This is a genomic window from Rouxiella badensis (assembly GCF_002093665.1).
Taxonomy (GTDB): Bacteria; Pseudomonadota; Gammaproteobacteria; order Enterobacterales; family Enterobacteriaceae; genus Rouxiella; species Rouxiella badensis.
Window position 1 is genome coordinate 141,173 of sequence record NZ_MRWE01000004.1, and the last position, 26,965, is coordinate 168,137.

Genomic DNA, 26,965 nt, shown 5'->3' on the forward strand with positions numbered 1-26,965 from the left:
ACAGCCACTACCCTCGGCGTTTATACTTGTCGCCTGTTACCGCCACCGCGAGACCCCCATGCGACTCATTCATACCTCTGACTGGCACCTCGGTCAGTACTTCTTTACCAAAAGCCGCGCTCCCGAACATCAGGCCTTTCTCAACTGGCTGATTGAACAGGTTGAACAACATCAAATAGATGCGGTGGTGGTCGCGGGGGATATTTTCGATACCGGCTCGCCGCCAAGCTACGCGCGCGAGTTGTATAACCGCTTTGTGGTCGACCTTCAGCGCACAGGCTGTCAGCTCATCGTCCTGGCAGGGAATCACGATTCCGTCGCCACCTTAAATGAATCGCGCGAGCTGCTTTCCTGCCTGAATACCCAGGTGATTGCCACCGTCGGCGAAGATCTGTCGCGTCAGGTGCTGACCCTGAAAAATCGCCAGGGGCAACCGGGGGCGATACTTTGCGCTATCCCGTTCCTGCGCCCGCGTGACCTGCTTTCAAGCCAGGCCGGACAGTCCGGCAAAGAGAAACAGCTGGCGTTGCAGGAGGCCATCGCCGCGCACTATGCCTCGCTTTATCAGGCGGCCTGTGACAGGCGCGATGAGCTCGGCGGCGCCCTGCCGATTATCGCCACCGGGCACCTGACTACCGTGGGCGTCAGCACCACCGACTCAGTGCGCGACATTTACATCGGTACGCTCGATGCATTCCCCGCGCAGGCCTTCCCGCCGGTCGACTACGTTGCGCTCGGGCACATCCACAAGGCGCAAAAAATCGCCAAAACTGAGCATATTCGCTACAGCGGCTCACCGATTCCGCTCAGTTTCGATGAAGCCAGCAATGAAAAGAGCGTTTACCTGCTCGATTTCACCGCCGACAGGCTCAACGCCGTCGAGACACTGGTTATTCCTCGCTCACAGCCGATGGAAATTATCAAAGGGACGCTGGCCGAAATCGAAAAACAGCTGCTGCCGTATGCCGGCCTCGAGAACGGGAAAGTGGTCTGGCTGGATATCGAGGTCGCGACACAGGACTATCTCAGCGACATTCAGCGGCGGGTGCAGCTGCTTACCGACCCGCTGCCGGTCGAAGTCGTACTGCTGCGGCGCAGCAAGGAGCAGCGCTTGCTGGGCCTGCAACAACAAGAGAAAGAGACCTTGAAAGAGTTGAGCGTTACCGAAGTCTTTGAACGGCGTCTGGCGCAGGAAAATGCTCCCGAAGAGGGTCGCCAGCAGCGCATCCGCACGCTGTTTTCTCAGGTGCTTGAACAGGTTGAGAGCGGTCATTCTGCGGAGGACGTCGCGCCGTGAAAATCCTCAGTCTGCGCCTAAAAAACCTCAACTCGCTGGAAGGTGAGTGGAAAATCGATTTCACCGCCGAACCCTTTGCCAGCAACGGTCTGTTTGCTATTACCGGCCCGACCGGGGCGGGGAAAACCACCCTGCTCGACGCCATCTGTCTGGCACTTTACCACCAGACGCCGCGCCTTGACGTCTCGCCGAGCCAAAATGAGCTGATGACCCGCCACACCGCCGAATCGCTGGCGGAGGTGGAGTTTGAGGTCAAGGGCGTTGGCTATCGGGCGTTCTGGAGCCAGCGCCGCGCGGGGAATTCTCCGACTGGCAACCTACAGGCCCCCAAGGTCGAACTCGCGCAGTTGGCCGACGGCAAGATATTGGCTGATAAGGTCCGCGACAAGCTGCCGGCTATCGCCGAATTGACCGGCCTCGACTTCGGCCGTTTCACCAAATCAATGATGCTCTCGCAGGGTCAGTTCGCCGCGTTTCTTAATGCCAAGGCCAACGAGCGCGCAGAACTGCTTGAAGAGCTGACCGGCACCGAGATTTACGGACGCCTGTCGGCTCAGGTTTTCGAGCGTCACAAGCAGGCAAAAGTCGAGCTAGACCTGCTGCACCAACGCGCCGCAGGTATCGAACTGTTGAACGACGAGCAGCGCCAGCAGCGGGAGCAGGAACTCGCGCAGTTGGGCCTGCAGGAAACCGAATTGAGTCAGCAAACGGCACTGCAACAGCACGGCCTGAACTGGTTGCAGCAATGGCAAAGTAACCAGCAAAAGCAGCAACAGTACCGCCAGCATGTTGCCGACGTGGCGCAGCAAAAACAGCAGGCACAGCCGCAGCTCGAGCAGCTTGCCCGCAGTGAACCGGCCGAAAAGCTCCGCCCGTTGCTCAACGAACGGTCGCGCTGTCAACAGCAGCAGACCGAGTTACAGCGTCAGATAACGCAGCTGAGTGAACGGCAACAACAGCTGCAACAGGCGAAAAACCCGCTCACTCAGGCGCTGGGTCAGGCGCTAGAGAACCAGCAACAGCAGGCCGCCGAGAAGCAGCGTCAGGAAGAGCTGATTGAGCAACAGGTTCAACCGCTGGACGTCAAAATAGAGGCTTTACAGGCGAAGCTAAACGAGGACCGCGAGTCTCATCTTAAGCAGCAAAATCAGCTGCATGCGTTGAACGAGTCGCGGAAAAAGTGGGTGTCCGAGCAGGCGGCGTCGGCGGAAAAAACCCGTCAGTTTCAGGCCACTGAAGAAGCACTCAAGGCCGCGTTAAACACCCAGACTCAGCAGCACAGCGTGCTCGAGGCTCAGTCTCCACAGGCCACTTTGCGCAGCCAACAGGCAGAGCTTGCCAGGCTGCGTCCGGTGCGCCTGCAACTTTCAACCCTACAGCCACTCTATCAACAACTGTCGCAGCGTATCGAAAGGCAGCGGCAGGAGTACGCGGCGCGCCAGAACGAACTGACCGAGTCAGAAAAGCAGCTTAGCGATGCACGCGAACAGTATAAAAAGCAGAAACAGCATCTCAACGATGTAGAAAAACTGCTGGCGCAGGAGCAGCTGATTGTTAGCCTTGAAGCGGAACGCGCACGGCTACAAACCGGCTGTCCGTGCCCGCTGTGTGGCTCGACGACGCATCCGGCCATCGAGGCCTATCAGGCAGTCAGTCCCTCCGAAACTGCGCTGCGCGTACAGAAAATGCGTGAAGAAACCGACAGACTGCAGACCACCGGCACACAGCTGCGCACGCGCACCGAAGGACTGCTTGAGCAGCAAAAACGGCTACAAAGCGCCCTGCAACAGGACGAAAAACAGCAGGCTGAATATCTCGAACAGTGGCAGCAGGCCTGCGGATCACTGATCCTTGGCTTTACCCTGCAAGACGGCGAGGCGCTGCAACACTGGCTCAGGGAATGTGAAGAAAAAGAACAGCAGTGCCAGCAGTTGATCCGTCAGCATGATGACGTCGTGCAGGCCGTTCAACGCGCGAAGGAAGCGTTGTACGCAGCGCAGGCCGAACAGGCTCAGGTTAAAGAACAGGCCGTGGTTCAAAACGAACGTGCTCTGACGCTGCACAAGCAGCATGCCGAGGTTCAGCAGCAGGTCGAGCAGTTAGCCAAGACACTGGCCGAAAGTGAGCAGTTACTCACGCAACTGCGCAGCCAGCGCCATAGCCTGTTTGGCGAGCAACAGGTTAAACAGGTCCGCGAACACCTGCGCCAACAGCAACAGGCAGCAGAACGGGCGCGCCATCAGGCTCATGAGCAATTGCAGGCGGTGCAGCAACAGCTCGACCAGCTCGGCGGCCAAGTGCTCAGCCTGCAGCAGAGTCAGCGCCAGTGCGAGACCGACCTGCTACGGGCGCAAACTCAGTGGCAGCAGGCGCTGGCGTCCAGCGCGTTTGCCGATGAAGAGGCCGTTAATGCGGCACTGATTGACGAGTCTTTACGCCAGCAGCTTCAGGCGCTGAAAGACCGGCTCAGCCAGCAGCAAGTCCAGAGTGAGGCGTTGTTGCAGCAGGCCAGCGAGCAGTTGGAACAGCATCTTCAGTCGCGCCCAGCCGGTATCGATCAACATACCAGCCGGGCCGATGCCCTGGCGGAACGGATAGCCGCGTTGAACGCCCAGCTGCGAACGATGCAGCAGCGTCAGGGCGAACTGCGCAGCCAGCTTGAGAGCGACAGCCAGCGCCAGGCCGGGCAACGGGCGCTGTTTACGCAGATTGCCCAGTCGCAGGAGCTGTATGACGACTGGAGCTACCTCAATCAGATTCTTGGTTCAAGCGACGGTGCCAAGTTCCGCAGGTTTGCACAGGGATTAACGCTGGAGCATCTGGTTTATCTGGCCAACAGGCAGATGGACAAACTGCACGGTCGCTACCTGCTGCAGCGCAAAACCAGCGATGCACTCGAGCTTGAAGTGGTCGATACCTGGCAGGCCGACGCAGTGCGCGATACCCGCACGCTCTCCGGCGGTGAGAGCTTCCTGGTGAGTCTGGCGCTAGCGTTGGCGCTTTCGGATCTGGTCAGCGACAAAACGCGCATCGACTCGCTGTTCCTCGACGAAGGCTTCGGCACGCTCGACGCCGACACGCTCGACACCGCGCTGGACGCACTCGACAGCCTGAACGCCAGTGGAAAAACCATCGGCGTAATTAGCCACGTCGAGGCGATGAAAGACCGTATTCCGGTGCAGATAAAAGTGAAGAAAGTAAATGGATTAGGGATCAGTCGGCTGGACAATGCGTTCAAGGTAAACGACTAGCTCATTGCGGGGGCCGCCGAATTCTCCTCGGCGGCCCCCCTTTCATCAGGCGTTTTCTTTCTCTGTTCGGCAACTCAGCGCCGACAGCAGAATCAGCGTTGAAAATAGCACAATGTACTCTTCAGAAATCAGCAGCACGTCGGTCAATCCATAAAGGAAGGCCGACAATGCCACCATAGACACCGGATTCAGCAGCAGCCCCGAAATGCCGTTACGGAAAATCAGCATACCGAAGAAGAACAACAGGGTCGCGATACCAAAAATCCCCGACAGAGAGGCAGTCTGAATAAACTCGTTGTGCAGGTGAACCTGGATGTAACGCAGCGCCCAGGAATTTGGCTGATTATGGCTCAGCAAATACTGTTCGATCCGCTGGTTACGCCCGGTCTCGGTTTGCCCGAACGGATGCTGTTCAAAGGTTATCAGCCCCATTTTCCACATCGTAAAGCGCGACCCCAAGGAGGTTTGATCATCGCCCTTCTCGTAGAGATGATACTCGCTCATCGTGACGTCAAAGCGTGACTGTACAATCGACCAGCGCGACCCTACCCCCACGACGGCTACCACTAATATAATCAGTATACTCAGTGATTTAGCGGTGAGTTTCTTGTCCTTCCACAGCATCGCCAGCACCAGCAGGACCACCAGCAGCAGATGTAATACCATCGCTGAACGCGTCTCGGTGAGGAAAATAACGTACAACGACACCAGCGACATCAGCAGAATAGCGAGATATTTTTTCGACGAGGTGCAGCTGCGGCCAATCAGCGTCATGACCGACAGCGCGAGCGCACTATAGGCATAGGCGGTCATCGTGGCGCGGTTGATGCCGAGGATGATGCGTTCGGGGTCAGTGAAATGTTGCCAGATGCCATAAACGCTGGCGGCGGCAAAGGCCACAAATAGCGACGCCAAGGCGCAACGTTGCAGCGTAGCCGCCGAAAGTCGCTGCTTTCGCGCGCCCCAACAGATATAAAGGGCTATCAGCCCGCTCAAAAACCAGCGTTTGGCCGAAGTGAACAACAGCCATTCGTTCGCTTTGTCAGTGGTGACATAAACCGCAAAAAGTGACCAGACGGCATACAGCGCTGCGAGGGCAAAAAGCGGCAAGGCGTAACGTGAAGAGAGGAATATTCCTTTGAATTCTTTATAATTTATAACGATGCCGGTTATTGATAAATAGCTGCAGAGGTAGAAAATCTCTCTGCTGGTTTTTTCATGTGTATAGCCGGAGGGTAAAATACAGATTAAAAGCGCTACTACGACAATAAAGAGATAGTGGTTAAATCTATCCCGCCCAATTAAGCCTGACGCCATGCTAATTTCCCATATTGCTCACAAAGATTTGCTATAAATTTAATGCTGTCAAGCGTAGCAGACTGCCATATTCGAGGGGTTTAATCGATTTTTATTGTTCCGAATTTATAATCTCGTAGCCCTACAGTTTAGGTTTAGTGCCGGCGCGCAAACTTCAGCCGTGAATGCGAAGAGCATCACGCAGCCTAGCGGACTGCGCCATGAGAGAGAATTTAGTGCTGCCTTTCCTGACGCCACTGCCGCGGACTGAGGCCAAACCAGCGGCGAAACGCCCGCGAAAAGGCACTGACCTCGGAGTAACCTAACAGCAGTGCCATCTCTGAAATCGGCAGCTGCTGTTGCTGAAGATAGTGCGTTGCCAGCTCGCAGCGCACCTTGTCCACCAGCAGGGTAAACGTCAGGTTTTGTTCACGCAGCCGGCGTTGCAGCGAGCTGGGTGACATGCCCATCTTGTCGGCTACGTCGTCGAGCACCGGCTCGCCGAGGGTCAAATTCTGTCTGACCTGCGATCTCGCGCGATCGACCACCGACTGCTGCGTCAGATTGTCGGCGTTCAAACGGCGGATAGCATCCTGCATCACCAACAGCAACGTTTGATCCTGCTCGGGCATCGATCGCTGAAGATCCCGCTTGGCGATGATCAGCGAGTTATAGGGTTGATCAAAATAGACTGGCGCGTCGAAGATCTTGCAGTGCTCGTGCCACTGCTCCGGCCTTGGATGCTCGAAATGCACCTCGCGCGGTGCCCAGTTTCTGCCTAAACCGTGGCGCAGCAGATTCAGGATCATCCCCAGCGTCAACTCGGCGTCCTGACGTTTACACAGGATGCCGCCGTGGCGAACCTGATAATCAAAGCGATAATACTCGCCCTTGTCGACCAAACGGGTCAGCGTATTGTGCTGATGAAACGGAAAGGCGTTCACCACGTTTTGCAACGCGGTTTCGGCCGAAGACGAACAAAGACCAATGTAACCAATCAAGCCTAATGACTGTGGTTTGAATTGCCTGCCGTAATGCAAACCGAAGTTATCACAACCCGACTGCCTGGCCGCCTCCTCCAGAACCTGACAATAGTTGGTCAGGCCGAGACTCAAGGTGGGACGCTGCAAAAGCTCGGGATCGATATGGCAGATCCCCAGCACGCGATCCACGTCGGCCCCTTTAGTAATAATAAAATCGCTCAGCCCACTGGCCGCCGCCGCCAATACGCCGCGATTGCTGTTCATCTCAGCCTCTGTGTAGCCTGACAAGGTTGACTGCCGCAATACGTCAATCTGCATACGCGTTTCCACTGTGGTTAATTTGTCTAGACGAGTTGCTGCAATTTTCATACCAGAGAAAGAATTATCAGGAAAAAATCAGGGGCTTTAAGGTCAGGCACTTAGCCGGTGCGGTGGTTTAAGGGGAGTTTGCTGGCATATCAAGGGAAAGTGCACACTGCACGCAAACCGTGCAGTGTGTCGTTAAATTACGCTTAACTCACCGCCAGCGCGCACTGCTCGGTTGCGAGGTAGGCTTGGCAAAGTTTCAAACTGTCGGCGACCCAATTATCGCCCAGACTCAGCGCCATCTCGGTCGTCGCGTGCGATCCCACCCAGGCCAGCAGCTGAATACGGCGCTGGATAATCATCGTCGGGATCACCGCCAAACAGTCCTCACTGAGGGCACAGACGCGCTGATACCCCGCCAGCCAGTGCTCCACCCACTCTGACGCACGGGGATGATGTTCGACGAAACTAATCGCCGCCGCCGCGTCGTGCATGTACCAGCCCATGCCGCAGTCGTCGAAGTCGATCACCCGCGTCTCTCCTTTGTGCAGCAGCAGGTTGGTGAGGCGCAGATCGGCATGGATCAGGCCATAGCGCTGACTGCTCTTGCCGTATTTTTCCAGAATGCGGCTAACGCGGCGCAGGGTCTCCTCGACGATCGGATGGTCTTTCGGCTGGAGACCCGGTGCATCCTGCCAGCGTCCCCAGTGGCCTTTTTCGCCGGTCATGGTCTGGTGGTCCCAGACGATACGTTTAAACCCGCTCGGTTTCTGCCAGCGCTGGCTGTGCTGATGCAGGCGTGCCGTCACTTCGCCGAGCTGAGCAAAGGCGCGCGGATCGACCTCTGTGGTGGGCATCTCCCCTTCAATCCATTTAAACAGCACCACGTGGCGGCTGGCACCTTCGCCCAGTGACAAAGTCTGCACACGCTCGCCGTCTTGCGTTACCAGCGCTTCTGGCACCTGAATGCCGGTTTCGCGCAGCGCGTCGAGCCACGCCAGCTCACTCTCTATCTCGTTACGCTGGTGATAGTCGTCGCGGTGCACGCGCAGCGCCAGACGATTGCCGTCGGCAAGCTTCACGACAAAGGTGGCATTTTCTGAACGGCAGATCAGGGCGAGTTCACCCTGTAGCGCATCGGGATAACGGGTTAACGCCTTGGCAGCGAGCTGTTGCAGGCTGGCGTTGTCCAGGGTATCAGACTGTTTTGCATTCATCAGGGTTCACTCCGGGCAGCTCAAATAGGGGGTTGTGCTATCAGAATGCGAGCGACAACGGTTCTTCGCTTGACCCGGGACGGCCAATTGTTGACTTCAGCACACCAAATTCGGCGTCGAGCGGTCAACTTGACTCTGGCGTGCAGGACTGAGCGCGCTGCGGTCAAGTTTTGTGAGGTAACGCGGTGCATTATCGAAACAACTTCACTCGCCGGATGACAGGGGTCAGCCGGAGAAAAATCGAATCGTATCCGTCAGGAGAGAACCTACCATGCTGAAAACTAATGCCTTTGATGCCGCATCCAGCTCAAACGTTTCACCCGAAGCGCTGGAGATGATCGAACGTCGCCGCCGCCTGCTCGGTCCTGCCTATCAGCTGTTCTACAAAAATCCGGTGCATCTGGTGCGCGGTGAAGGTGTGTGGGTATTTGACGCGGCGGGCAGACGTTATCTCGACGTTTACAACAACGTACCTTCCGTCGGCCACTGCCACCCTTACGTACTCGAGGCGCTGATTCGTCAGGCTTCTACTCTGAACACACACACGCGCTACTTACACGATAACGTGCTTAACTTCGCCGAAAAGCTGGTTTCGACCATGCCATCTGAACTGAGCCAGGTGATGTTTACCTGTACCGGCAGCGAAGCCAATGACCTGGCGCTGCGCATCGCCGAAGATTTCACCGGCGGGACCGGCGTGATCGTCACCGAATTTAGCTATCACGGCATGACCAAGGCGATCGCCGGCCTTTCAGCCTCGATGGGTCCTTACGTCAAGGTGAACGGCGATGCCCGCGTTATCCCTGCGCCGATTCATAACCCAGCCAACCCGGCAGAGGTAGGCAAGAAGTTTGCCGCCGACGTTCGCGCGGCGCTGGCCGATATGCACCGCCACGGCATCAAACCGGCGGCATTGATGATTGATACCTTCTTCACCAGCGACGGCGGCTTCTTTGACCCGGCCGGTTTCCTGAAAGAAGCGATCGACGAGATTCACAAGGCAGGCGCGCTGTATATCGCCGATGAAGTGCAGCCTGGCTACGGTCGTTCCGGTGAACACATGTGGGGCTTCCAGCGTCACGGCGTACTGCCGGACATCGTCAGCCTCGGCAAGCCGATGGGCAACGGACACCCGATGGCCGGCATCACTATCAAACCGCATATCCTCGAGCGCTTCGGCAGCGAGTCGAGCTATTTCAATACCTTCGGCGGCAACACCGTGTCATCGGCAGTTGGCCTGGCGGTGCTGGAAGTGATTGAACAGGAAGAGCTTATTCCAAGCGTCGGCCGTGCAGGCAAGGCTATCCTCGACGGCATCAGCGAACTGGCGACCCGTTTCCCGGCCATCGGCAGCGTGCGCGGCGCGGGGCTGTTTGTCAGCGTTGACTTCACCACGCCGGACGGCAAACCAGACTCAGAAACCGCGCTCGCCGTGGTCAATGGACTGCGTGAGGAGGGCGTACTGATCGGCGCTTCTGGCCCACACGCCAATATCCTGAAAATCCGCCCGCCGCTGGTGTTCACCGCCGAGCACAGCCTGATCCTGGTCGAAAGCCTGGAGAAAGTGCTGCGCAAAATGTACTGATTTTTTTCCGCCTGATTGGGCGGGCGTGCCGTTCATTTATCTTCAGGAGAGCAACATGACAACACAGCTTAAACCGACGCTAGGCACCCTGCACCTGTGGGCGATAGCCGTTGGACTGGTCATTTCTGGCGAATATTTTGGCTGGAGCTATGGCTGGGGCGTAGCCGGAACGCTCGGCTTTTTGGTGACCACGCTGTTGGTCGCCACCATGTATACCTGCTTTATCTTTAGCTTTACCGAATTGACTACCGCCATTCCGCACGCCGGCGGTCCGTTCGCCTACAGTCGCCGCGCCTTTGGCGAGACCGGCGGCCTGGTAGCCGGGATGGCGACGCTGATTGAATTCGTGTTTGCACCACCGGCAATTGCACTGGCGATTGGCGCCTATCTGAACGTGCAGTTCCCACACCTCAACCCAAAGGTTGCGGCACTGGGCGCTTACGTGCTGTTCATGGCGCTAAATATTCTGGGCGTCAAGCTCGCGGCTCTGTTTGAACTGGTGGTTACCGTGCTGGCAGTGCTTGAGCTGCTGGTGTTTATGGGGGTGGTGGCTCCCGGCTTTAGCATCAGCAATTTCGTGCTCAACGGCTGGTCCGGCGGCGAACACTTCGGACTGCCTGCGGTGTCGGGTATTTTCGCGGCGATCCCGTTTGCCATCTGGTTCTTCCTGGCTATCGAAGGCGCTGCTATGGCCGCCGAGGAAGCGAAAGATCCGAAACGTACGATCCCGAAAGCTTACGTCAGCGGGATCCTTACTCTGGTTGTGTTAGCGATCGGCGTGATGATCATGGCCGGTGGCGCAGGTGACTGGAGCAAACTTGCCAACATCAACGATCCTCTGCCTCAGGCGATGAAGATGGTGGTCGGTGAACATTCAAGCTGGATGCACATGCTGGTATGGATTGGGCTGTTCGGGCTGGTAGCCAGCTTCCACGGCATTATTCTCGGCTATTCGCGCCAGTTCTTTGCGCTGGCTCGTGCAGGCTATCTGCCGGCCGGACTGGCGACACTGTCGCGCTTTCAGACGCCACATCGCGCCATTATTCTTGGCGGTGTAATTGGTATCGCGGCAATATTTAGCGACGGCGTGGTGAATTTACAGGGCATGTCGCTGACGGCGGCGATGATAACTATGGCCGTGTTTGGCGCGATCGTGATGTATATCATGAGCATGCTCAGCCTGTTTAAGCTGCGCAGAACCGCCCCGGATCTGGCCCGCAGCTTCCTCGCACCGGGCTATCCTGTTGTGCCAGCCATTGCGCTTTGTCTGGCGGTGGTATGCCTGATTGCGATGGTATGGTTCAATCTGGAGATTGCCGGTATCTTCCTGGTCTTTATGCTGGTCGCCTACCTCTACTTCGGGGCGACCAAGGCACAGCGCAACGCGGCGGCACCGGATACGATGCTTTCAGGGGATTAATCTGCATTGAAATTTAAAAGGCCTGCGAACGTGGCAGGCCTTTTGGTTTTTGCAGGAAACGTTACAGGGAGAAGCGCCCTTCCGGCCATAGCCAGGCCGCACCGCGCACGCCACTGGAATCACCGTGAACCGCTTTAAGGATTGGCGTTTCACACTCACCGCCGAATACCCACTGTTTGAGCAGCAGAGGCAACGTGTGGTAGAGCCTGTCGACGTTACTCATCCCGCCGCCGAGCACGATGACGTCGGGATCGAGAATATTCACCACGTTGGCCAACGCTTTTGCCAGCCGGCGTTCGTAGCGGCCGAGAGCGAGATCGGCCACAGGATCGTCCTGCTCGACCAGCTCGATGATTTCAGAACCTTTGAGGCGCTGGCCGGAAAGGCGGAAATAGTCCTCGGCAAAACCGGTGCCAGAGACAAAGGTCTCCACGCAGCCCGATTTGCCGCAGTAGCACGGCACTTCCTGCTGGAAGCGGATTTCATCTTCGTCCTGCCACGGCAGAGGATTATGCCCCCACTCTCCCGCGATACCGTTGCCGCCCGCGTGGGCTTCGCCGTTCAACGCAATGCCTGAACCGCAGCCAGTGCCGATGATCACGGCGAATACCGTTTTCTTACCCGCGCCAGCGCCGTCGGTAGCTTCGGAAACTGCCAGGCAGTTAGCGTCGTTGGCGATACGCACTTCACGCCCCAGCAGCAGCGCCAAATCCTCATCCAGTTTCTGGCCGTTTAACCACACCGAGTTAGCATTTTTCACTTTGCCGGTGAACGGGGAAAGCGTGCCCGGAATGCCCAACCCGACGCTGCCACGGTGGCCGGTCGCCTTTTCGGCGTCGTTAATCAGTCCCTGAATCGCGTGCAGCGTTTTTTCGTAGTCGTTGCGAGGGGTATCCACACGTTTGCGGTACAACTCATGGCCTTCATCTGACAACGCGATGACTTCAATTTTGGTGCCACCGAGATCGATTCCTATACGCAAAATATTTCTCCATTGCCGGTTTTTTTATTTCTTCAGTTTATAACAAACTCATCACACTGCGGGGGGTAAGTGCTCTTAAAAGGCTCGGGATGCTCAACCTCACAGGCTACGAATTTTTCTTAGGGACTGATGCCGCTCAATTGGTTATCATGCCGCCCTGCTTACCATTTAATAGCACGCTGCGAGCGTGACAAGACAGGGATAACATCATGTTATGGTTTAAAAATTTACTGGTTTATCGCCTAAGCCGTGAAATCTCACTGTCTGCCGACGAGATGGAAAAACAGCTTAGCGCATTTACCTTTACCCCGTGCGGCAGCCAGGATATGGCGAAAACCGGCTGGGTTTCGCCGATGGGTTCTCAGGGCGGCGATGCCCTGACCCACGTTAGCGGCGGCCAGATCCTTATCTGTGCGCGCACCGAAGCCAAGATCCTGCCTTCTTCAGTGGTCAAGCAAGAGCTGAATGCAAAGATCGATCAGATAGAAGGTGAACAGCACCGTAAACTGAAAAAGACCGAGAAAGACTCGCTGAAAGATGAAGTGCTGCACACGCTGATGCCGCGCGCCTTCAGCCGCTTCAGCCAGACCTTTATGTGGCTCGATACCGTTAACGGCCTGATTATCGTGGATGCAGGCAGTGCCAAGAAAGCCGAAGATATGCTGGCGCTGCTGCGTAAGAGCCTCGGCTCGCTGCCGGTAGTCCCGCTGACCATGGAAAGCCCTATTGAACTGACGCTGACCGAATGGGTACGTTCAGGCGAACCTCCGGCCGGTTTTGCCCTGCAGGACGAAGCTGAGCTGAAAGCGATTCTGGAAGAAGGTGGAGTGATCCGCTGCAAGAAGCAGGCGCTGGTCAGCGACGAGATTGCCAACCACATCGAAAGCGGCAAGTTGGTCACCAAGCTGGCTGTCGATTGGCAGGAGCGTATTCAGGTGGTGTTGGCCGATGACGGCAGCATCAAGCGCCTGAAGTTTGCCGATACAATCCGCGAACAGAATGACGATATCGATCGTGAAGACTTTGCAGCGCGTTTTGATGCCGACTTTATTCTAATGACCGGCGAATTGGCGGCACTGATTGCGAATCTGATTGAGGCTTTAGGCGGAGAAGCGCAGCGTTAATTTTGACGCTCGCACGATGAGTTGCGCGAGATGATTGGCGCGCAACTCATTCAAGTAAAAAGGTTAGCCGGAGCGAAGCCTTTTATTTAGACAGGTATTTGCAGAGGTAAGAGCTGGTCTCAGGCACTTGCAGATTGAATTCGCTGTTGCCCGGCACATAAAAAGTTTCACCCGCGGTGAAGGTTTGCCAGCCTTCTGAACCCGGCAGCAGAACGGTCAAGGAACCGCTCACGACGGTCATCTCTTCCGGCTTGCCGGTCCCGAACGTGTACTCACCCTTCACCATAACGCCTACGCTAAGCGCGCCGAGGCTGTCGCTGTCGAAACCAATCGACTTAACTTTCCCGTCAAAATACTCATTATTTTTCAACATAAAGATGGGTCCTTCGCGATAAATATTCAAAAACTTAGAAACTCCATATTATGGGCAGAGGCAAGCTTCTGTCACTGATTTTTATCGCGGCGTAAGCGTCTGTCGAGCCAGCCCGCAAAGCGGCAACGGGCTGATTGATTTTGCGGTCTGCAGGTGCGACTCTGTGAAATTGTGCGATATCAATAAAGCAATTCGGCGGCGAGCTTTACCACCAGCGAATTAGACAGCACGACCGGCACGTCGAGCTGCTTCTGAATAATATCGCAGTGCGAACGCTGATAACCGATGCAGTCGAGCAGCACGACCTGTGCCCCTTGCTCTTTTAGAGACAGCGCAGCCTCGATAAGCGTCTGCTCGTCGGCCACATAAGGACTGGCGGTCGCGTAGCACGGCTTTTTGCTAAGCTTGCTCCACTTGCCTGCCTGATGTTCTATTTGCTCAACCACCGGCACCACTATCCCCACCTGATGCGTACCGACAATGCCGTTGATCAGCGGAGGAATGATCCTGTCGGGCTCAAGCAGCATCGCCTCTTTCGCACGCAGGTTATGGAACACGCCGGTACAGAGCAGCAAAATGGTGTTGCATCCTTCGCTTTCCAGCCAGTCAATCTTCTGCTGCAACGCCTGCTCAACGCGCGGAGAGGCGAGCCTGACCTGAGTGCCGTCCAACAGGCGAGACACGAGCACGTCCTCTCCCGGCCCTGGGGAAAAACGTTGCTCGATTTGTGCCAGCGTCAGTCCGTCCAACAGTCCGGTATGGGTGACCATGTCAGGCGGCAGGTATTCGTCCAGCAGCGGCATTATGTCGCTGCGCGGTGCCTGGCCAATGGTCAGGGTAGCGAAGGAGGTCATCATCTTCTTAGTCTCTGCTTTGCAGGTGACGCAAGCTTCCGTACAGCGACAACAACAGTTGATATTCGTCGGCATCGTAGAAATGACAGGTGCCGCGTCCAAACTCTTTGGCCACTTCAACGGCGAATTTCACCGCTAGAGCGATGTCTGTTTCATGGCTGGCACCGGTACCGCAACCGGGTACGACGGATTCAGCGGTAATCGCTACGCCAACCACCGGCACGGTGGTCGCCGTCGAGGGTTGCAGAATGCTGTTCAGGTGATGAACGCCGTTGCCGTAAGGCGTGATGTCCTGCGTAGTAATAGGGAAGGTCACCGCCGGACGGCCACTGGTCATCTCCATAATGCGCAGCAGGTCTTCAGACACACGCAGGATATAGCCTTCTTTCACCGTAGGAGAAAGCGCATAACCTTTATGGTTGATGATACGGTTACCCTTGGTGGTATCGATAGAAAGGATGGCATCCACGCCGTCGACCACTTCGTTGTCGTTCATGGTCACATCATCGATAGGTGAGTCCATAAAGTCGACCGGATCGTGCGGACGCGTCGGCGCATTGGGACAGATGTGAGTCGTCACAATCACGTCACCGGCCAGCACATCGCCTTTACGTTGCATATCGGCAAGCTTCAGTGCACTGCTGATGGCAGCGATGGCGCCGTCACCGTCAGAAACCAGACCAATGCGCGTTGGGCGTGCACCGATGCCGCCAAGACGACCGATGATACCCAGCGTAGGCGCATCGCCCCCCAGGCTTTTACCGGCGCTGCCCGGAATGGTAATGCGGATAAAATCGGTTGCGCCCTTGGCACCAGACGCGCGATGCGTGCTGGCGGTCACGGAAGGATAGTCGGCAAACAGGTCGACGATATCCTGGCCGCTGACGTGCGCATTGTCGATCAGTTCAAATACGGTAAGGGTCTGTAGCAAACTCATGACATCTTCCTCAGCAACAACGCGGTTGACGCAACGCTGCGCAATAACCAAAACAACCGCGTTAATCTGACCTTCTTAGAAGGCCAGTTTATTTATCAATAATGGCTCATGGGAGCCCTGGTGTTAGCACAATATCTTTGGGTCTGATTACTTGCCTTTACTGCTGAAAACAGAGCTGAAGAAGCTGTAGAGTGCGTCTCCTGCGATAAATCCTGCGGCCAGAATTTCCATCGGCGTACGCCCCTTCTCACCCCAGATACGGATGATAAGGATACGCAGCACGATCCCCAGCACGACCGCATAACCCGCCATTACGCTGTTGATCAACAGGCCGGTTGCCAGCAGTACGCCAAGCTGACGTTTAGGTCCGCCCATCAGCTGGATAATTGCGCCCGGAATCGCCCAAATCAGCAGGCTGTGAGCGATACCCGGCTGTGCACCGGCCTGAATAGTTTTGGCATACACGCGTGCAACCGGCGGTACCAAGTCCTGCGCGAAATAGCCGATGTGGGCGAACCACACCACCGGAATCGCGATAAGGAAGGCAATCAATGCGGCGAAAAGCTGAATACGGCGACCGGCAAGCTCGACCTGCAAGTCTTTGCCATAGCCGCGAAGAATAAAGCCGGCTTTAAGGTCAAAGCCCATGTCGGCAAAGGCCGGCCCCGTCGCGGCGGTAAAGCCGGTGAGGATGCACAGTGCGACCGGCGGAAAACCAATCAGGATGCCGACAATCAGTGTGATAAGCGCGACGGCAAAGGCCGGGAACCAGCCTGAGTGCATCGCGGCGATACCGACGATAAGCTCGTGGAAGAACGCGGCGAAGGCGGCATAGATGATGAAACCAATCAACATACTCACCGTCATCTCGGTATAAATACCGCCCGCCAGCGCCAGCGCCGCGGCAATCGCGATATAGCCCACTGCGCCGAGTCCCAGCGCCTTACGAACTTCATTACCGGGCTGGGTAAAGGTGGCTTTGGCATCCGCACGTTTTTGGCGAATGACCTGAATAACCTGGAACAGCGACACCAGGCCCGCGCCGACCATCATGCCGTGTGGAATATACAAGGCATTGATATCGACACCGGCAATCGGTTGCGCATAGGCGCGAATCAGCAGGCCTATCCCGAACATGCCCAAGGCCCAGATATTGCCGATAAATGCGGTACCAAAGGCCGCCATCGGGATCTTGAGCATCGCACCGCCGAGGCCGACCACCACGCCAACGACCAACAGCCAGGCCTCACGCCCGCCCTTGTCTCCAGCCTTGATAGCCTCGGCGGCTGCCACCCCCGGCGGCCACGCATTGCTGGCAGGGAACACTTTAGTGTCAAACATACGGTAAAGCAGGTAGGCATCCAGTAGCATCGCGGCAGAAACGCCGAAAAACATGGGCAGAATCAGCTGCGGCTGCCCCATCACATAAGGGATAGCGATTGGCATCAGCAGGCTGTTGGCCGCACCAAAAGTGGCTGAAGAAATAACGGTTTGTGCGAGATTTTGGGTATGAATAGAGCGATAACGCTGGAAGGCTTTCATCGGGATGCGTGCCAGCAACATCGCAAACAGCGCACCGATGATTGAGGTATTAGGCGTAACGCCGAGAGTGGTAATTAGCTGAACGCCGATAATGGCGCCTAAAATCGAAAGCAGAATCATCACAGCCAGGGTGCCGATCTCTTTTAGTGGATTATAACTCCCGTCGGTCACCCTGCTGTCACTCCCAGTATTGCCTGTCATAAAGTCCCCTGATGTTGGCGAAAATGCAATGGTTTCCTGGTGTTGGCGCTATGATTTATATAAGTATTTGCGCTCTTTTATGGTCAAATTTTTTATGGTTCTTACGGCCCGTTATTGGTCTATAGCCAATACTCATCGCCTAATTTCTCTGCTACCTGGCGCGTCACTGCCACGATGCCTTCACGTATTTCGGCGGGCAAATCATTGCCGTCGAACGGCGACGGGAAAGACAAACAAAGGCCCACGGTTTCATTACGATGCTTATTAGAAATGCTCGTTGCTAACGTGCTAATCCCTTGTAAAGTCTCGTTATTAGCAAATGACCAACCCTTTTCGCGGATCTCGGCAAGCGTCGCCAGCAGCGCCTCAAGGGTCTGCGGCGAGTTAGGTGAACTCACCCGATACCCTTCGCGATACCTATCTATCACCTGTTGGTTAGTCTGTCTCGCTAATATCGCTCGTCCTATCGCCGTTTCTGCAGCAGGCAGTAAACTCCCGGCCGGTGTCACGACCTGAAGATAGGTGCGACCCGGAAACATCCGCATCACCATGATATCCCGACCTTCCAGCATCGAGATGTAGCCGGTGCACTGAGTTTGCTTGCTCAGCTGCTGAATGTACGGCGAACAGGCATCTACCAGCGGCGTAGAAAGATAATGACTCGACACCGCCAACAGCAGCTTTCCAATCTTGTACAGACGCGTTTCCGGGTCGCGTTCAAGCAAGCCCTGCGTCTCCATGGTCATCAACAAACGAGACACCGTGCTCTTTGGCAACCCCAACTGCTCGACAACGTCGCTAAAAGAAAGACCTGGATGACCCTGCCTTATCCCTTTTTGCGCGAATAGCTTTAAGACTGCGGAAGCGTTTTCAAGTGTTGTCACGGCGAAAGTTCCACTATTAGGAACTCAGTTCCTGATTAAGGTGAATGAAAATTAATGCCGATACGTTAAAGCGTCAAGTTGTTTATTTTTTAGCAGGGGGGAGAAACCAGCGGATGATAGTTTTCACCACGCAGATAGAGGAAACTTTGTTCGCCAGCCAAACATGATTTAGTGATAAATTTCACTAAAGGCAAAAAATGGAGTGTATAACTCCGAATTTCGGAGAAACGTTTCGCTGACGATATATTTTAAAAGACGCTGCTCTGGTGACAGGGCAGCGTCGGGGCAATCATCATCGTACAGAGTGGCTAATGTATTTTGGGAAAAGCGTTGGCCTTCAGCTGATGTCTTCATCTTCGTAACGGCGTTTAGAATCCTCGGCCTCTTTCTTCGATTTATGTTCGCTAATCAGGGTATCAGGCTTTGGATGGTCGGCGCGTAATTCGTACCAGATTTCTGTTTGACCCGGCAGTCCTTTCTCAACGGTAATGATTTCAGCTTTACGTGGATAAGGGGGGTTAGAAGGCATAAGGAACTCCTGTAAATTATCTCGGTGACTTAAGTATAGACAACGAGGGGCTTTTACAGTGAGCAGGAGGCTCGGAAGCCTCCTAAAAACCGGCGGGGGTAACTAGCGGGCGAGCTGCAGGGCGAGCGCGTCGAGGATGTCCTCAACCACCATCGAAGGCGTATGCGTTCCATCGAGAACGAAATGAGCAGCTTGCTGGTATAAGGCTTCGCGCTCGTTCAGCACCTGAGTTATTTCTTCGTTAATTGGCCTGCCGGTCAACGTGGGGCGCTGATCTTCCTGAGGCGAGTCCTCAAGGCGGTGTGCAAGCGTGCTGGCCGGAGAGCGCAGGTAGATAACCTGGCCTGTCTCGCGCATGAACTGGCGGTTTTCGGCAGACAGGATTACGCCCCCGCCCGTCGCGACAACGGTGTGCGGAGCGCTAATATTTTGCAGAGCCTGAGATTCACGACGACGGAAACCTGACCAACCTTCACGGGCTACAATCTCCGCAACGCTAAGTTGTGAAGTTTGGAGCAGATAAATATCGGTATCGACAAAATCATACCCTAACGCTTGCGCGAGGGCTCTGCCGACCGTTGTTTTACCTGCGCCACGAGCGCCTATCATGAAAATGGGTTGCGTCATTACCGCTATCCTTATGTGCCAGAGACATCTTTGAACCTAAGGCATCATACCGATAAAAAATAAATTGGCAATCCCTGTAAACATGGTGTAAAGAAAATATTACATCAATAACCTTTATATTATAATGGCTTACATACATACACCAATGCCGGTGGAAAGTTTTTTACTACACGAATTTTTTTCCAGCTGAAATAGCGTGACAGTAGCTTCTCTGACAGATGGCTGTACTGAAACAGAATAAGCTCCCCGTCCTTTTCTCTCAGACGCTGTTGAGCGCGCTGCAATATCTTCATGCTCACCCGCGTGGGGATCGACAACAGCGGCAGACAGCAGAAGATGGCGTCAAAGTCGCCTTCCAGATGCTCAGCGGAATAGCCCATTACCTGCAACCGCCTGTCCTCAATAAGATTCAGTTTATGAATGAAGTTAGGCTGGATCTCGAACGCCTGAACCTGCGCGTCGGCGCGCATTTTATCAAGGATACGCTTGGTCAGGACTCCGTCTGCCGCGCCAAATTCGGCAATCTTCAACGTTTTGGTCCAGTCGACCTGATTCACCATGGTCTGACACAGCCAAGGCGATGAGGGCGCCAGCGTCCCGAAGGTGCGCGGCGACGAGATAAAGTTCTGCAAATAGGAAAACTGATTTTTGATGGTCAACCTTGTCGCATTGATAGTCAGTCTTGTCGCATTCAACATATTTATAACCCCCTGGGGATGTAGACCACTATCACATCGAAAAATTCTTAAGGAATAATTATTTGCGTTAATTATTTTAAAAAATCCTTTTAAATTAATTCTAAATAAGAAACGTCTTAATTCCTGTGATGTATGGAAATTTTCAGATGATTTAGCAAAAGATAACTCTACCCTCTCCTTTTCATTAATTGAGGTTAGGCAAAATAAGTCTTTCGAGCGGAGTAAAGGATAATAGCAGAACTAATCGATTGAATGGCTATAGAAAATATAGCGGAAAATTTAAAATAAGGAAAAAAAGCCGATGAGGGAGTTTACAGGCAGGCTAAATTTATCAGGTAAAAGGAAACCGTCGAGTGAGACACTGGGGACAGAAGCCGCTGGCGCAACCTCTGTTTGAGGGTAGTCCCCACACTCGACGGTCTGTTCTTGGTAATCGTAAAAAACTGAACTTAACGGTAAAGCTCAACGCTGGCGCGGGCCAGGCTTGAGTCACCCGGAGTGCTTACCCCGATAACGCGATAGTGAGTCGCCCCTTCCTGTGCGGCTTTCGCATTCACCGCAGCTTTCAGACTCATGTCTTCAGTATTGCCTTGAGCTACGTCAACGACGCCGAGTGATTGATAATTGTTACTTTGTGCCTGGGCTGCGTTAATTTCCGTTGCGGCCAGAGAAGAGAATGACGCGGTCGCAAACAGTGCTGCTGCAATGAGAGGTAAAATTTTCATGGTTTCCGCCTTAGACGTTTTTATGGCTAAACAGTGTCGGATAGCCTGACGATAATTAGTGAGCAGGATGTTCTCCTTGGTATTAATTATCGTTCATTAAACGAAAGGCGGAGTCATGGGGAGTAAAGTTGTTCAAGCTTTATGGCGAAAATGAGGAGGAAAGACTAAAAATTATTTCACGAGGCTCAATTAAGGAGGAAATGTAATAAAAAAGCGCGCCAATGGTGCACAGGGGAGAAACTAAAATAGCGATTTAACGGCGAGGAACAGCGTCGCACGAATCGACGCTTTATAGCAATCGCTGATATGATTCTTTTAACGATAGAAATTCTAAAAACATATCTCTAAAAATCATAACCTCCCGGGAGAGCTTTTATGGCAGGAACCAGCCTTTTGGCGTTGATAGACGACATCGCCTCTATTCTTGACGACGTTGCCGCAATGAGTAAGGTCGCGGCAAAGAAAACTGCCAGCGTGCTCGGTGACGATCTGGCGCTTAACGCCCAGCAGGTCTCCGGGGTCAAAGCAGACCGCGAACTCCCAATCGTCTGGGCCGTCGCCAAAGGCTCACTTCTCAACAAGGCAATTCTCGTGCCCCTCGCGCTGCTTATCAGCGCCTTTGCCCCCTGGGGAATAACGCCCCTGCTGATGATTGGCGGTGCCTATCTGTGCTATGAGGGCTTTGAGAAAGTCGCGCATAAGTTTATGCCGCATGACGAAGCGGCTGAGGCGGAAAAAAAGGCCAGGCTTAAGGCGGCAAGCCAGTCCCCGGAAGCACTGGCGAAAATGGAAAAAGACAAGGTTAAGGGTGCGGTCCGTACTGACTTCATCCTTTCGGCAGAAATTATCGTTATTTCGCTGGGTACCGTATCGAGTGCACCGTTTCTGGACCAGGTTATGGTGATGTGTGCGATAGCCGTCGTGATGACGCTGGGCGTCTATGGGCTGGTAGCCGGTATCGTGAAAATCGATGATGCCGGACTTTACCTCAGCAAGCTCAGCGGCAAGAGCGGATTCATGCGCGCAGTGCGCGGATTTGGCGGTGGCATCGTCAACGCGGCTCCCCTGCTAATGAAAACGCTGTCTATCGTCGGCACCTTCGCCATGTTTCTGGTCGGTGGCAGCATTATTAGCCACGGCCTGCCGTTCATGCACAGCCTGCTTGAAGGCTTTACGACAGGGCATCAGGGCTGGGTAAACTCACTGATAACCGGCGCAAGCGATCTGGCTGTGGGCATTGTGGTCGGCGCACTGGTGCTGGCCGTGGTGATGCTCGGCGGTAAGCTGTTTAAGAAATAACGCGATGGCGAGAAACGGGCCAGAAACCGGCCCGTTTTCATTGTTTAGATTTTACTCGCTTCGATGAACAGCGTATCAGTCTCAAAAGTGCCGTCCTGTGCGATAGCGAAATACTGTACGACCTCCTCTGACGACGCCTTTTGCAGCTCGCGAATAGCCACCACAAAATGCTCGGGAGTCTTCAGGCGAGCGACCCAGCTGCTAAACTCCAGCGTCAGCTTGCCGGTGGTTAAAGATTCGATACGGATCCCTGCCTCATTAAACATTTGCAACCATTCGCCGGTGGAATAATTACGCACGTGTGAGGTATCGCGCAGCTTCTCGATAGTCTGTAAATGCACGTCGAGCACCGGGTGCCCCGGCGAGGCGATATCCATCATCACCACTTTACCGCCCGGCTTGAGGATACGGCGAACCTCACGCAGCGCCGCGCCTACGTCGTGCCAATGGTGTGCCGAATACCGGCTGATCGCCACATCAACGCTTGCATCTTCAAAGGGCAGCGACTCGGCATAACCCTGCCGGGTTTCGATATTTTTCAACCCTCTGTCTGCGGCTGCATGCTTGACCACGGCCAGCATTTCGGCCGACAAATCATAGGCAATGACCTTTTTAACTGACTTTGACACCGCAAAACTGGCATGCCCTGCGCCACATCCCAGGTCGACCACAAGCGCATCGGAGTAAGGCGTGAGCAGCGCAGACAGCCCGGTCAAATCAGGCCCTTGGGCATGCACCGCGCTGGTTAAATAGTTTTGGGCATTCGGGCTGAACTGCTCGCTGACGCTTTGCGCATGGCTGTTTTTATTGTCCATTTATATTCCTTTTAATCATGGGATGTCTGGCTTAACAACACTGTATATCGGGTTTTATACGGGTACAATATGAGCATTTATACTAGTATTATGCAGTTCCCCTATTAGCCTGATGAGCGTAACAATGTCGACAATAGAACCCTTGAATGGCCCAAAGGCATTAGGCGCGTTCCTGCGCGCTCACCGAGAAAAAACTACACCAGAGAGGGTAGGACTGCCGCACTCAACGCGCCGTCGCACCAGCGGGCTGCGCCGTGAAGAGTTGGCACAAATCAGCGGTATTAGCACCACCTGGTACACCTGGATAGAACAGGGCCGGGACGTTTCCATCTCGGCAGCAACGCTCGGCAGGCTCGCGCAGGCGCTACGTCTACAGCCTGCGGAGGAGGATTACCTTTTCAGTCTGGCCGGCATCAAAAATCCGCAGGCGTACGCGCCCGTGCGCTCGCCGAACGAACCTCTCACTCAGTGCGTGCATCAGCTCAATTGCCCCGGTTATCTGTTGGACAGCTGCTGGAATATGCTGGCCTGGAATGCCCAAACCGAGCAGCTTTTTTACGGCTGGCTGGACCGAGACGATCGTCCTAACCTGTTGCGGTTTATGTTCATTCACCCCTTGGCGCGCACGCTGTTAGTCAACTGGGAGGCGCGTGCGCAACGCATCGTCGCCGAATTTCGTGCCGAAACCAGTCACTACGCCCACTTAGATGAGATTCGCCAAACGGTGCTGAGCCTGCGTGAAGAAAGCAGCGTATTTAATCAATGGTGGATGCAGCAGGAAGTGCTGGCGCGTGAAGGCGGAGAACGGCTGTTCATGCACCCTTCACAAGGGCCGGTGCGTTATCTGCAACAAACCTTTTTCCCGGCCGGTAGCAATGAGTTAAAACTGGTCATGCTGGTCGAGCAAACCTCTGATTCATAAGCAGCTTCCGCGTTGTGCATCGCTCGATTGACATTATCTCAGTGAATGTGTGAGTCTGAATCTCACGCCGAGGAGGCGAGTAATGAGGGAGAGAAAGGAAATGACGAGCCGTCTGATTTATCAAGATGAGAGCATGGAGATACGCGTACCGACAGAATTGGAAGCGCCCTTGCACTTTGATGCTATTCAGTCTTCAATGGCAGATATTTCCGCATGGGAAAGCTGGTGTTCCACCGGCTATAGCCTTGAAGACAGCCGAACTTACCTCATTGACTCCTATGTAAAAAGGCAACGAGGGCAGGAGTATCGCTTCTGCCTTTTTGACCTCGCCAGCGGTAAAATAATTGGCTCTATAGCCCTTAACCGTATTGTTCCCGAATATAAAACCGCCAATATAGGTTACTGGATACGCAGTGATTTTACCGGAAGATCGCTGGCTGTGACCGCAGTGAAGGCCATTGCCCGTTTTGCCTTTAACGAGCTCGGCATGACGAGACTCGAGATAGTCGCCATGGAAAAAAATCATCGCAGCTGCCGAGTGGCCGAAAAGTCTGGGGCGGTCAAAGAAGGACTGCATCGCAACGGGCTTTACTTTCATGGACAGCCCAGCAACGCGTGGATTTACTCACTGATCCCCGGCGATCTGACGTAATGTCGACACTACCACTATTAGAATAGGATCGAGGAATAATGAGTTCATCTATCGTTTCAACCGACTGGTTGGCTTCACATCTTGATCAATCAGGTCTGGTGATTATCGACTGCCGCAAGTCTAAGCCGGGCATTAACCCGCCCATTGATTTTCATGGTAAATACCTTGAGGCGCACATTCCTGGCGCAGTCTATATCGAGGTTGATGATATTTCTGATTGCAGCACTGGCCTGCCGCATATGCTGCCTGACGCTGAAGCATTCAGTAAGTCAATGAGCGAACGCGGAATCAGTAATAACAGCGCTGTCGTACTCTACGACGAAGGTGATCTGTTCAGCGCCCCGCGCGTGTGGTGGATGCTGACTCGCTTTGGCGCAAACAACGTGCGTATTCTGGACGGTGGCCTCAACGCCTGGCTCAAGGAAGGCAAGCGGACTGAAGGCGGGGAGCGTAAGCTGCCTCCCGCCAACTTCGAGGCCAGGCTGGAGAGCCAAGTGGTCGTCAGCGCCGAACAGGTCAAGCAGGCACTCGGGAAGGTGCAAATTATTGATGCACGTTCTCTGGGACGCTTCAGGGGCGAGCAGCCCGAGCCGCGTCCGGGACTGCACGGTGGCCATATTCCCGGTAGCCTCAGCGTACCCTTCACCGAACTCACTGAAAACGGTCGGATAAAATCACCCCAGGCATTGAAAGAGACCTTCTCGCGTCTTGGGGTTGATACTACGCAACCCACTATCTCCAGCTGTGGTTCAGGCGTTACCGCCGCCGCACTGCTGTTTGGTCTGCACCTGATTGGCGCTGAAGACGTGCTGATTTATGACGGTTCATGGGCGGAATGGGGCGACATCAATAAAGATTACCCGATTGAAACCCAATAAAAGAACGCTATTGCCCGCAGGCCATGCGCCTGCGAGTTTTACTCTCCTCCAGCACGCCCTCCCTTAAAAAGCCTTAGACGCATTTATTACGGGCAAAAAAAAGCCCGCACAGAGGTACGGGCAGAACAAACTGGTCTATCAGAGAGAGTCTTTCTTTCTTCTGGGGTGTCACTGGCAACCATTGTAGATCGAATCATTCACAATGTTGTTACTTAAATGTAATTAAATGAGATCCAAGTTGTTTAAATAAGGAAAAACTTAGTTTTTTAAGGAATCCTTCAGCACTTGATTGAAGACGTCCGCTGAACAAAATCCTTTATTATCAATAGGACAGCCTTCAGCTTGTAAAACAACGCGGTGTAACGGATTTTTTAAGCTATAAGTGCTGTTGTTACGGATTTGTATCGCAGTTGGATATACATATTCGATTTTTATCAGATCTTTGTCAGTTTTCTTATCATGCCAGCGTTGGAAAACCACGGCTCCGGCGATAGGTGTACGCTCATACTGACCCGGCAGAGTGAAATCTTTAATCTTGAGCGCCGAAACAAAGGCGGCAATATTCGAGTCATGACCGACTAACAACGTCACCCGAGCCTGCTGCGCCGCTTGCTGATCGGCGGTTTTAGCCTGCGATTTATCCAGCACGCCTGACATAAACGTCAGCGTTGGGGCTGCGGCATTCTTACCAATTTGCTCAGAGCTGAAGATGGCCTTCTGGTCTGCATTTTTGAATTCCTCAACCTGACGCCACTGCTCAGGCGTTTTTATCTGGCCCCACGCAACGTCCTTCTCCGGCAAACCCTCATAATATTGCAGCATGAAGGCATCGCTAATTCCGGTGCCCAACGACAGCGGTCCCGAAATCCCCGGTTCCTTGCCCTGATTGATCACCAGATTCGAAGGCTGTGCTGCAAGAGAGCAGACCTTATCCTGCTTGCAGGTTTTGGAATTTTTGAAATCCATGACCTTTTCAACCAACGCATAGTTCGGCGTCAGACGCTGATTCAGGCCATCGAGTCCGGCCTGTCCAGCTGACTTATTGGTGGCGTCGATCGCCGCCTGTTTAAACTGATCCGTAACGTCGGCGGTGATAATCGGATTAAACACCGGATCCATTTTCCCGACTTCAACGCGATTCACCACAGGAAGCGAGCAACCCGGAAATGCGCCGATGAGGAAATGTTTGGCAGTATCAATGGTACGCGGCAGGCTGTTAGCGTAGGTGAAAACCTCGCCCGGTTGCGGACACCCTTTGGCCGGCAGCAGATTATTTTTCGCTAACCACTGGCGGTAATACTGCCCAACGTGCTCTTCAACCTGCCCGCCTTTCGGGGTCAGAAGTCCACCTTCGGTGCTCCACGTTGGCCAGGTGTGGGTGGTCGCATTGCCCAACGCATTATTATAGTTAGAGAGCGGCGCGCGAATGCTGTGGCGGCTAAAGATAAGCACCTGTTCTAAAGAGAGATTATTGTCGGCAGCGACAGCAGGCAGGGAAGCAGAAATGACGCAGGCCAGGGTAGTTAAAAGCGCAAGACGGGACGTTCTTTTCACGTGTTTCTCCTGAT

The 26,965-nt window shown here is 54.3% G+C and carries 24 protein-coding genes; 9 read left to right on the forward strand and 15 right to left on the reverse strand.

Annotated features, from left to right (window positions below):
- The first annotated feature begins 58 nt into the window (after window positions 1-58).
- Together sbcD and sbcC are read left to right on the forward strand one after the other, a co-directional pair.
- Window positions 59-1,297, forward strand: a complete 1,239-nt coding sequence (gene sbcD, locus BS640_RS03995) for an exonuclease subunit SbcD (protein WP_084911965.1) — start codon at window positions 59-61, stop codon at window positions 1,295-1,297.
- Complete coding sequence (sbcC, locus tag BS640_RS04000) at window positions 1,294-4,548, forward strand: exonuclease subunit SbcC (RefSeq protein WP_084911968.1); 3,255 nt, start codon at window positions 1,294-1,296, stop codon at window positions 4,546-4,548. Before sbcD ends, sbcC begins: the two co-directional genes overlap by 4 nt.
- A 45-nt stretch (window positions 4,549-4,593) precedes the next feature.
- Here sbcC and BS640_RS04005 read toward each other — a convergent pair whose 3' ends face one another.
- The 3 genes from BS640_RS04005 to BS640_RS04015 form a co-directional block, all read right to left on the reverse strand.
- Window positions 4,594-5,658, reverse strand: coding sequence for an O-antigen ligase family protein (locus tag BS640_RS04005; protein ID WP_227952583.1), 1,065 nt, complete (start codon window positions 5,656-5,658; stop codon window positions 4,594-4,596).
- A 419-nt stretch (window positions 5,659-6,077) separates the two neighbouring features.
- Window positions 6,078-7,091: an AraC-like transcriptional regulator QhpR gene (gene qhpR / locus BS640_RS04010; protein ID WP_225741561.1), complete on the reverse strand. Its 1,014-nt coding sequence runs from the start codon at window positions 7,089-7,091 to the stop codon at window positions 6,078-6,080.
- Window positions 7,092-7,339: 248 nt separating this feature from the next.
- Window positions 7,340-8,350: a phosphotransferase enzyme family protein gene (locus BS640_RS04015; RefSeq protein ID WP_084911974.1), complete on the reverse strand. Its 1,011-nt coding sequence runs from the start codon at window positions 8,348-8,350 to the stop codon at window positions 7,340-7,342.
- A gap of 271 nt (window positions 8,351-8,621) precedes the next feature.
- Between BS640_RS04015 and BS640_RS04020 the strand changes: the two genes are divergently transcribed.
- Window positions 8,622-9,935: an aspartate aminotransferase family protein gene (locus BS640_RS04020; RefSeq protein WP_084911976.1), complete on the forward strand. Its 1,314-nt coding sequence runs from the start codon at window positions 8,622-8,624 to the stop codon at window positions 9,933-9,935.
- A 55-nt stretch (window positions 9,936-9,990) separates the two neighbouring features.
- Window positions 9,991-11,355, forward strand: coding sequence for an ethanolamine permease (gene eat / locus BS640_RS04025; protein WP_017489850.1), 1,365 nt, complete (start codon window positions 9,991-9,993; stop codon window positions 11,353-11,355).
- A gap of 61 nt (window positions 11,356-11,416) precedes the next feature.
- On the opposite strand, the gene mak is transcribed toward eat, so the two are convergent.
- The gene (mak, locus tag BS640_RS04030) at window positions 11,417-12,337 is read right to left on the reverse strand and encodes a fructokinase (protein WP_017489851.1); all 921 of its coding nucleotides are present in this window, start codon (window positions 12,335-12,337) and stop codon (window positions 11,417-11,419) included.
- A 209-nt stretch (window positions 12,338-12,546) separates the two neighbouring features.
- On the opposite strand from mak, the gene rdgC reads away from it, so the two are divergent.
- Window positions 12,547-13,461: a recombination-associated protein RdgC gene (gene rdgC, locus BS640_RS04035; protein ID WP_017489852.1), complete on the forward strand. Its 915-nt coding sequence runs from the start codon at window positions 12,547-12,549 to the stop codon at window positions 13,459-13,461.
- A gap of 82 nt (window positions 13,462-13,543) precedes the next feature.
- Here the strand turns inward: rdgC and ppnP are convergent, their stop codons facing one another.
- From ppnP to BS640_RS04080, 9 genes are all read right to left on the reverse strand, one after another.
- Window positions 13,544-13,834: a pyrimidine/purine nucleoside phosphorylase gene (gene ppnP / locus BS640_RS04040; RefSeq protein WP_017489853.1), complete on the reverse strand. Its 291-nt coding sequence runs from the start codon at window positions 13,832-13,834 to the stop codon at window positions 13,544-13,546.
- A 179-nt stretch (window positions 13,835-14,013) separates the two neighbouring features.
- A complete protein-coding gene (locus BS640_RS04045; RefSeq protein ID WP_017489854.1) occupies window positions 14,014-14,691 on the reverse strand; it encodes an AroM family protein in 678 nt (225 codons plus the stop codon).
- Between the two features lie 4 nt (window positions 14,692-14,695).
- Window positions 14,696-15,625 carry a DUF1177 domain-containing protein gene (locus BS640_RS04050; protein WP_017489855.1) on the reverse strand — a complete coding sequence of 310 codons (930 nt, stop codon included), beginning with the start codon at window positions 15,623-15,625 and terminating at the stop codon, window positions 14,696-14,698.
- Between the two features lie 147 nt (window positions 15,626-15,772).
- Window positions 15,773-17,368: an OPT/YSL family transporter gene (locus BS640_RS04055; RefSeq protein WP_017489856.1), complete on the reverse strand. Its 1,596-nt coding sequence runs from the start codon at window positions 17,366-17,368 to the stop codon at window positions 15,773-15,775.
- Between the two features lie 119 nt (window positions 17,369-17,487).
- The gene (locus BS640_RS04060; RefSeq protein ID WP_026110250.1) at window positions 17,488-18,252 is read right to left on the reverse strand and encodes an IclR family transcriptional regulator; all 765 of its coding nucleotides are present in this window, start codon (window positions 18,250-18,252) and stop codon (window positions 17,488-17,490) included.
- 337 nt (window positions 18,253-18,589) lie between these two features.
- Window positions 18,590-18,781 carry a YaiA family protein gene (locus BS640_RS04065; protein ID WP_017489859.1) on the reverse strand — a complete coding sequence of 64 codons (192 nt, stop codon included), beginning with the start codon at window positions 18,779-18,781 and terminating at the stop codon, window positions 18,590-18,592.
- A 102-nt stretch (window positions 18,782-18,883) separates the two neighbouring features.
- Window positions 18,884-19,408, reverse strand: coding sequence for a shikimate kinase AroL (gene aroL / locus BS640_RS04070; protein ID WP_017489860.1), 525 nt, complete (start codon window positions 19,406-19,408; stop codon window positions 18,884-18,886).
- Between the two features lie 119 nt (window positions 19,409-19,527).
- Window positions 19,528-20,106, reverse strand: coding sequence for a class I SAM-dependent methyltransferase (locus BS640_RS04075; protein ID WP_017489861.1), 579 nt, complete (start codon window positions 20,104-20,106; stop codon window positions 19,528-19,530).
- 449 nt (window positions 20,107-20,555) lie between these two features.
- The gene (locus BS640_RS04080; RefSeq protein ID WP_017489862.1) at window positions 20,556-20,831 is read right to left on the reverse strand and encodes a YdgH/BhsA/McbA family protein; all 276 of its coding nucleotides are present in this window, start codon (window positions 20,829-20,831) and stop codon (window positions 20,556-20,558) included.
- 375 nt (window positions 20,832-21,206) lie between these two features.
- Between BS640_RS04080 and BS640_RS04085 the strand changes: the two genes are divergently transcribed.
- The gene (locus BS640_RS04085; RefSeq protein ID WP_017489863.1) at window positions 21,207-22,130 is read left to right on the forward strand and encodes a DUF808 domain-containing protein; all 924 of its coding nucleotides are present in this window, start codon (window positions 21,207-21,209) and stop codon (window positions 22,128-22,130) included.
- 44 nt (window positions 22,131-22,174) lie between these two features.
- Here BS640_RS04085 and BS640_RS04090 read toward each other — a convergent pair whose 3' ends face one another.
- Window positions 22,175-22,945, reverse strand: coding sequence for a class I SAM-dependent methyltransferase (locus BS640_RS04090; protein WP_084911979.1), 771 nt, complete (start codon window positions 22,943-22,945; stop codon window positions 22,175-22,177).
- A 124-nt stretch (window positions 22,946-23,069) separates the two neighbouring features.
- Between BS640_RS04090 and BS640_RS04095 the strand changes: the two genes are divergently transcribed.
- The 3 genes from BS640_RS04095 to sseA all read left to right on the forward strand — a co-directional run bounded on the left by BS640_RS04095 (window position 23,070) and on the right by sseA (window position 25,397).
- Window positions 23,070-23,867 carry a helix-turn-helix transcriptional regulator gene (locus BS640_RS04095; protein WP_017489865.1) on the forward strand — a complete coding sequence of 266 codons (798 nt, stop codon included), beginning with the start codon at window positions 23,070-23,072 and terminating at the stop codon, window positions 23,865-23,867.
- Window positions 23,868-23,967: 100 nt separating this feature from the next.
- A complete protein-coding gene (locus tag BS640_RS04100) occupies window positions 23,968-24,519 on the forward strand; it encodes a GNAT family N-acetyltransferase (protein WP_084911981.1) in 552 nt (183 codons plus the stop codon).
- Between the two features lie 38 nt (window positions 24,520-24,557).
- On the forward strand, window positions 24,558-25,397 hold the full coding sequence (sseA, locus tag BS640_RS04105) for a 3-mercaptopyruvate sulfurtransferase (RefSeq protein WP_084911984.1): 840 nt from the start codon (window positions 24,558-24,560) through the stop codon (window positions 25,395-25,397).
- 258 nt (window positions 25,398-25,655) lie between these two features.
- Here sseA and agp read toward each other — a convergent pair whose 3' ends face one another.
- Window positions 25,656-26,951: a bifunctional glucose-1-phosphatase/inositol phosphatase gene (gene agp, locus BS640_RS04110; protein WP_017489868.1), complete on the reverse strand. Its 1,296-nt coding sequence runs from the start codon at window positions 26,949-26,951 to the stop codon at window positions 25,656-25,658.
- Window positions 26,952-26,965 lie beyond the last annotated feature (14 nt).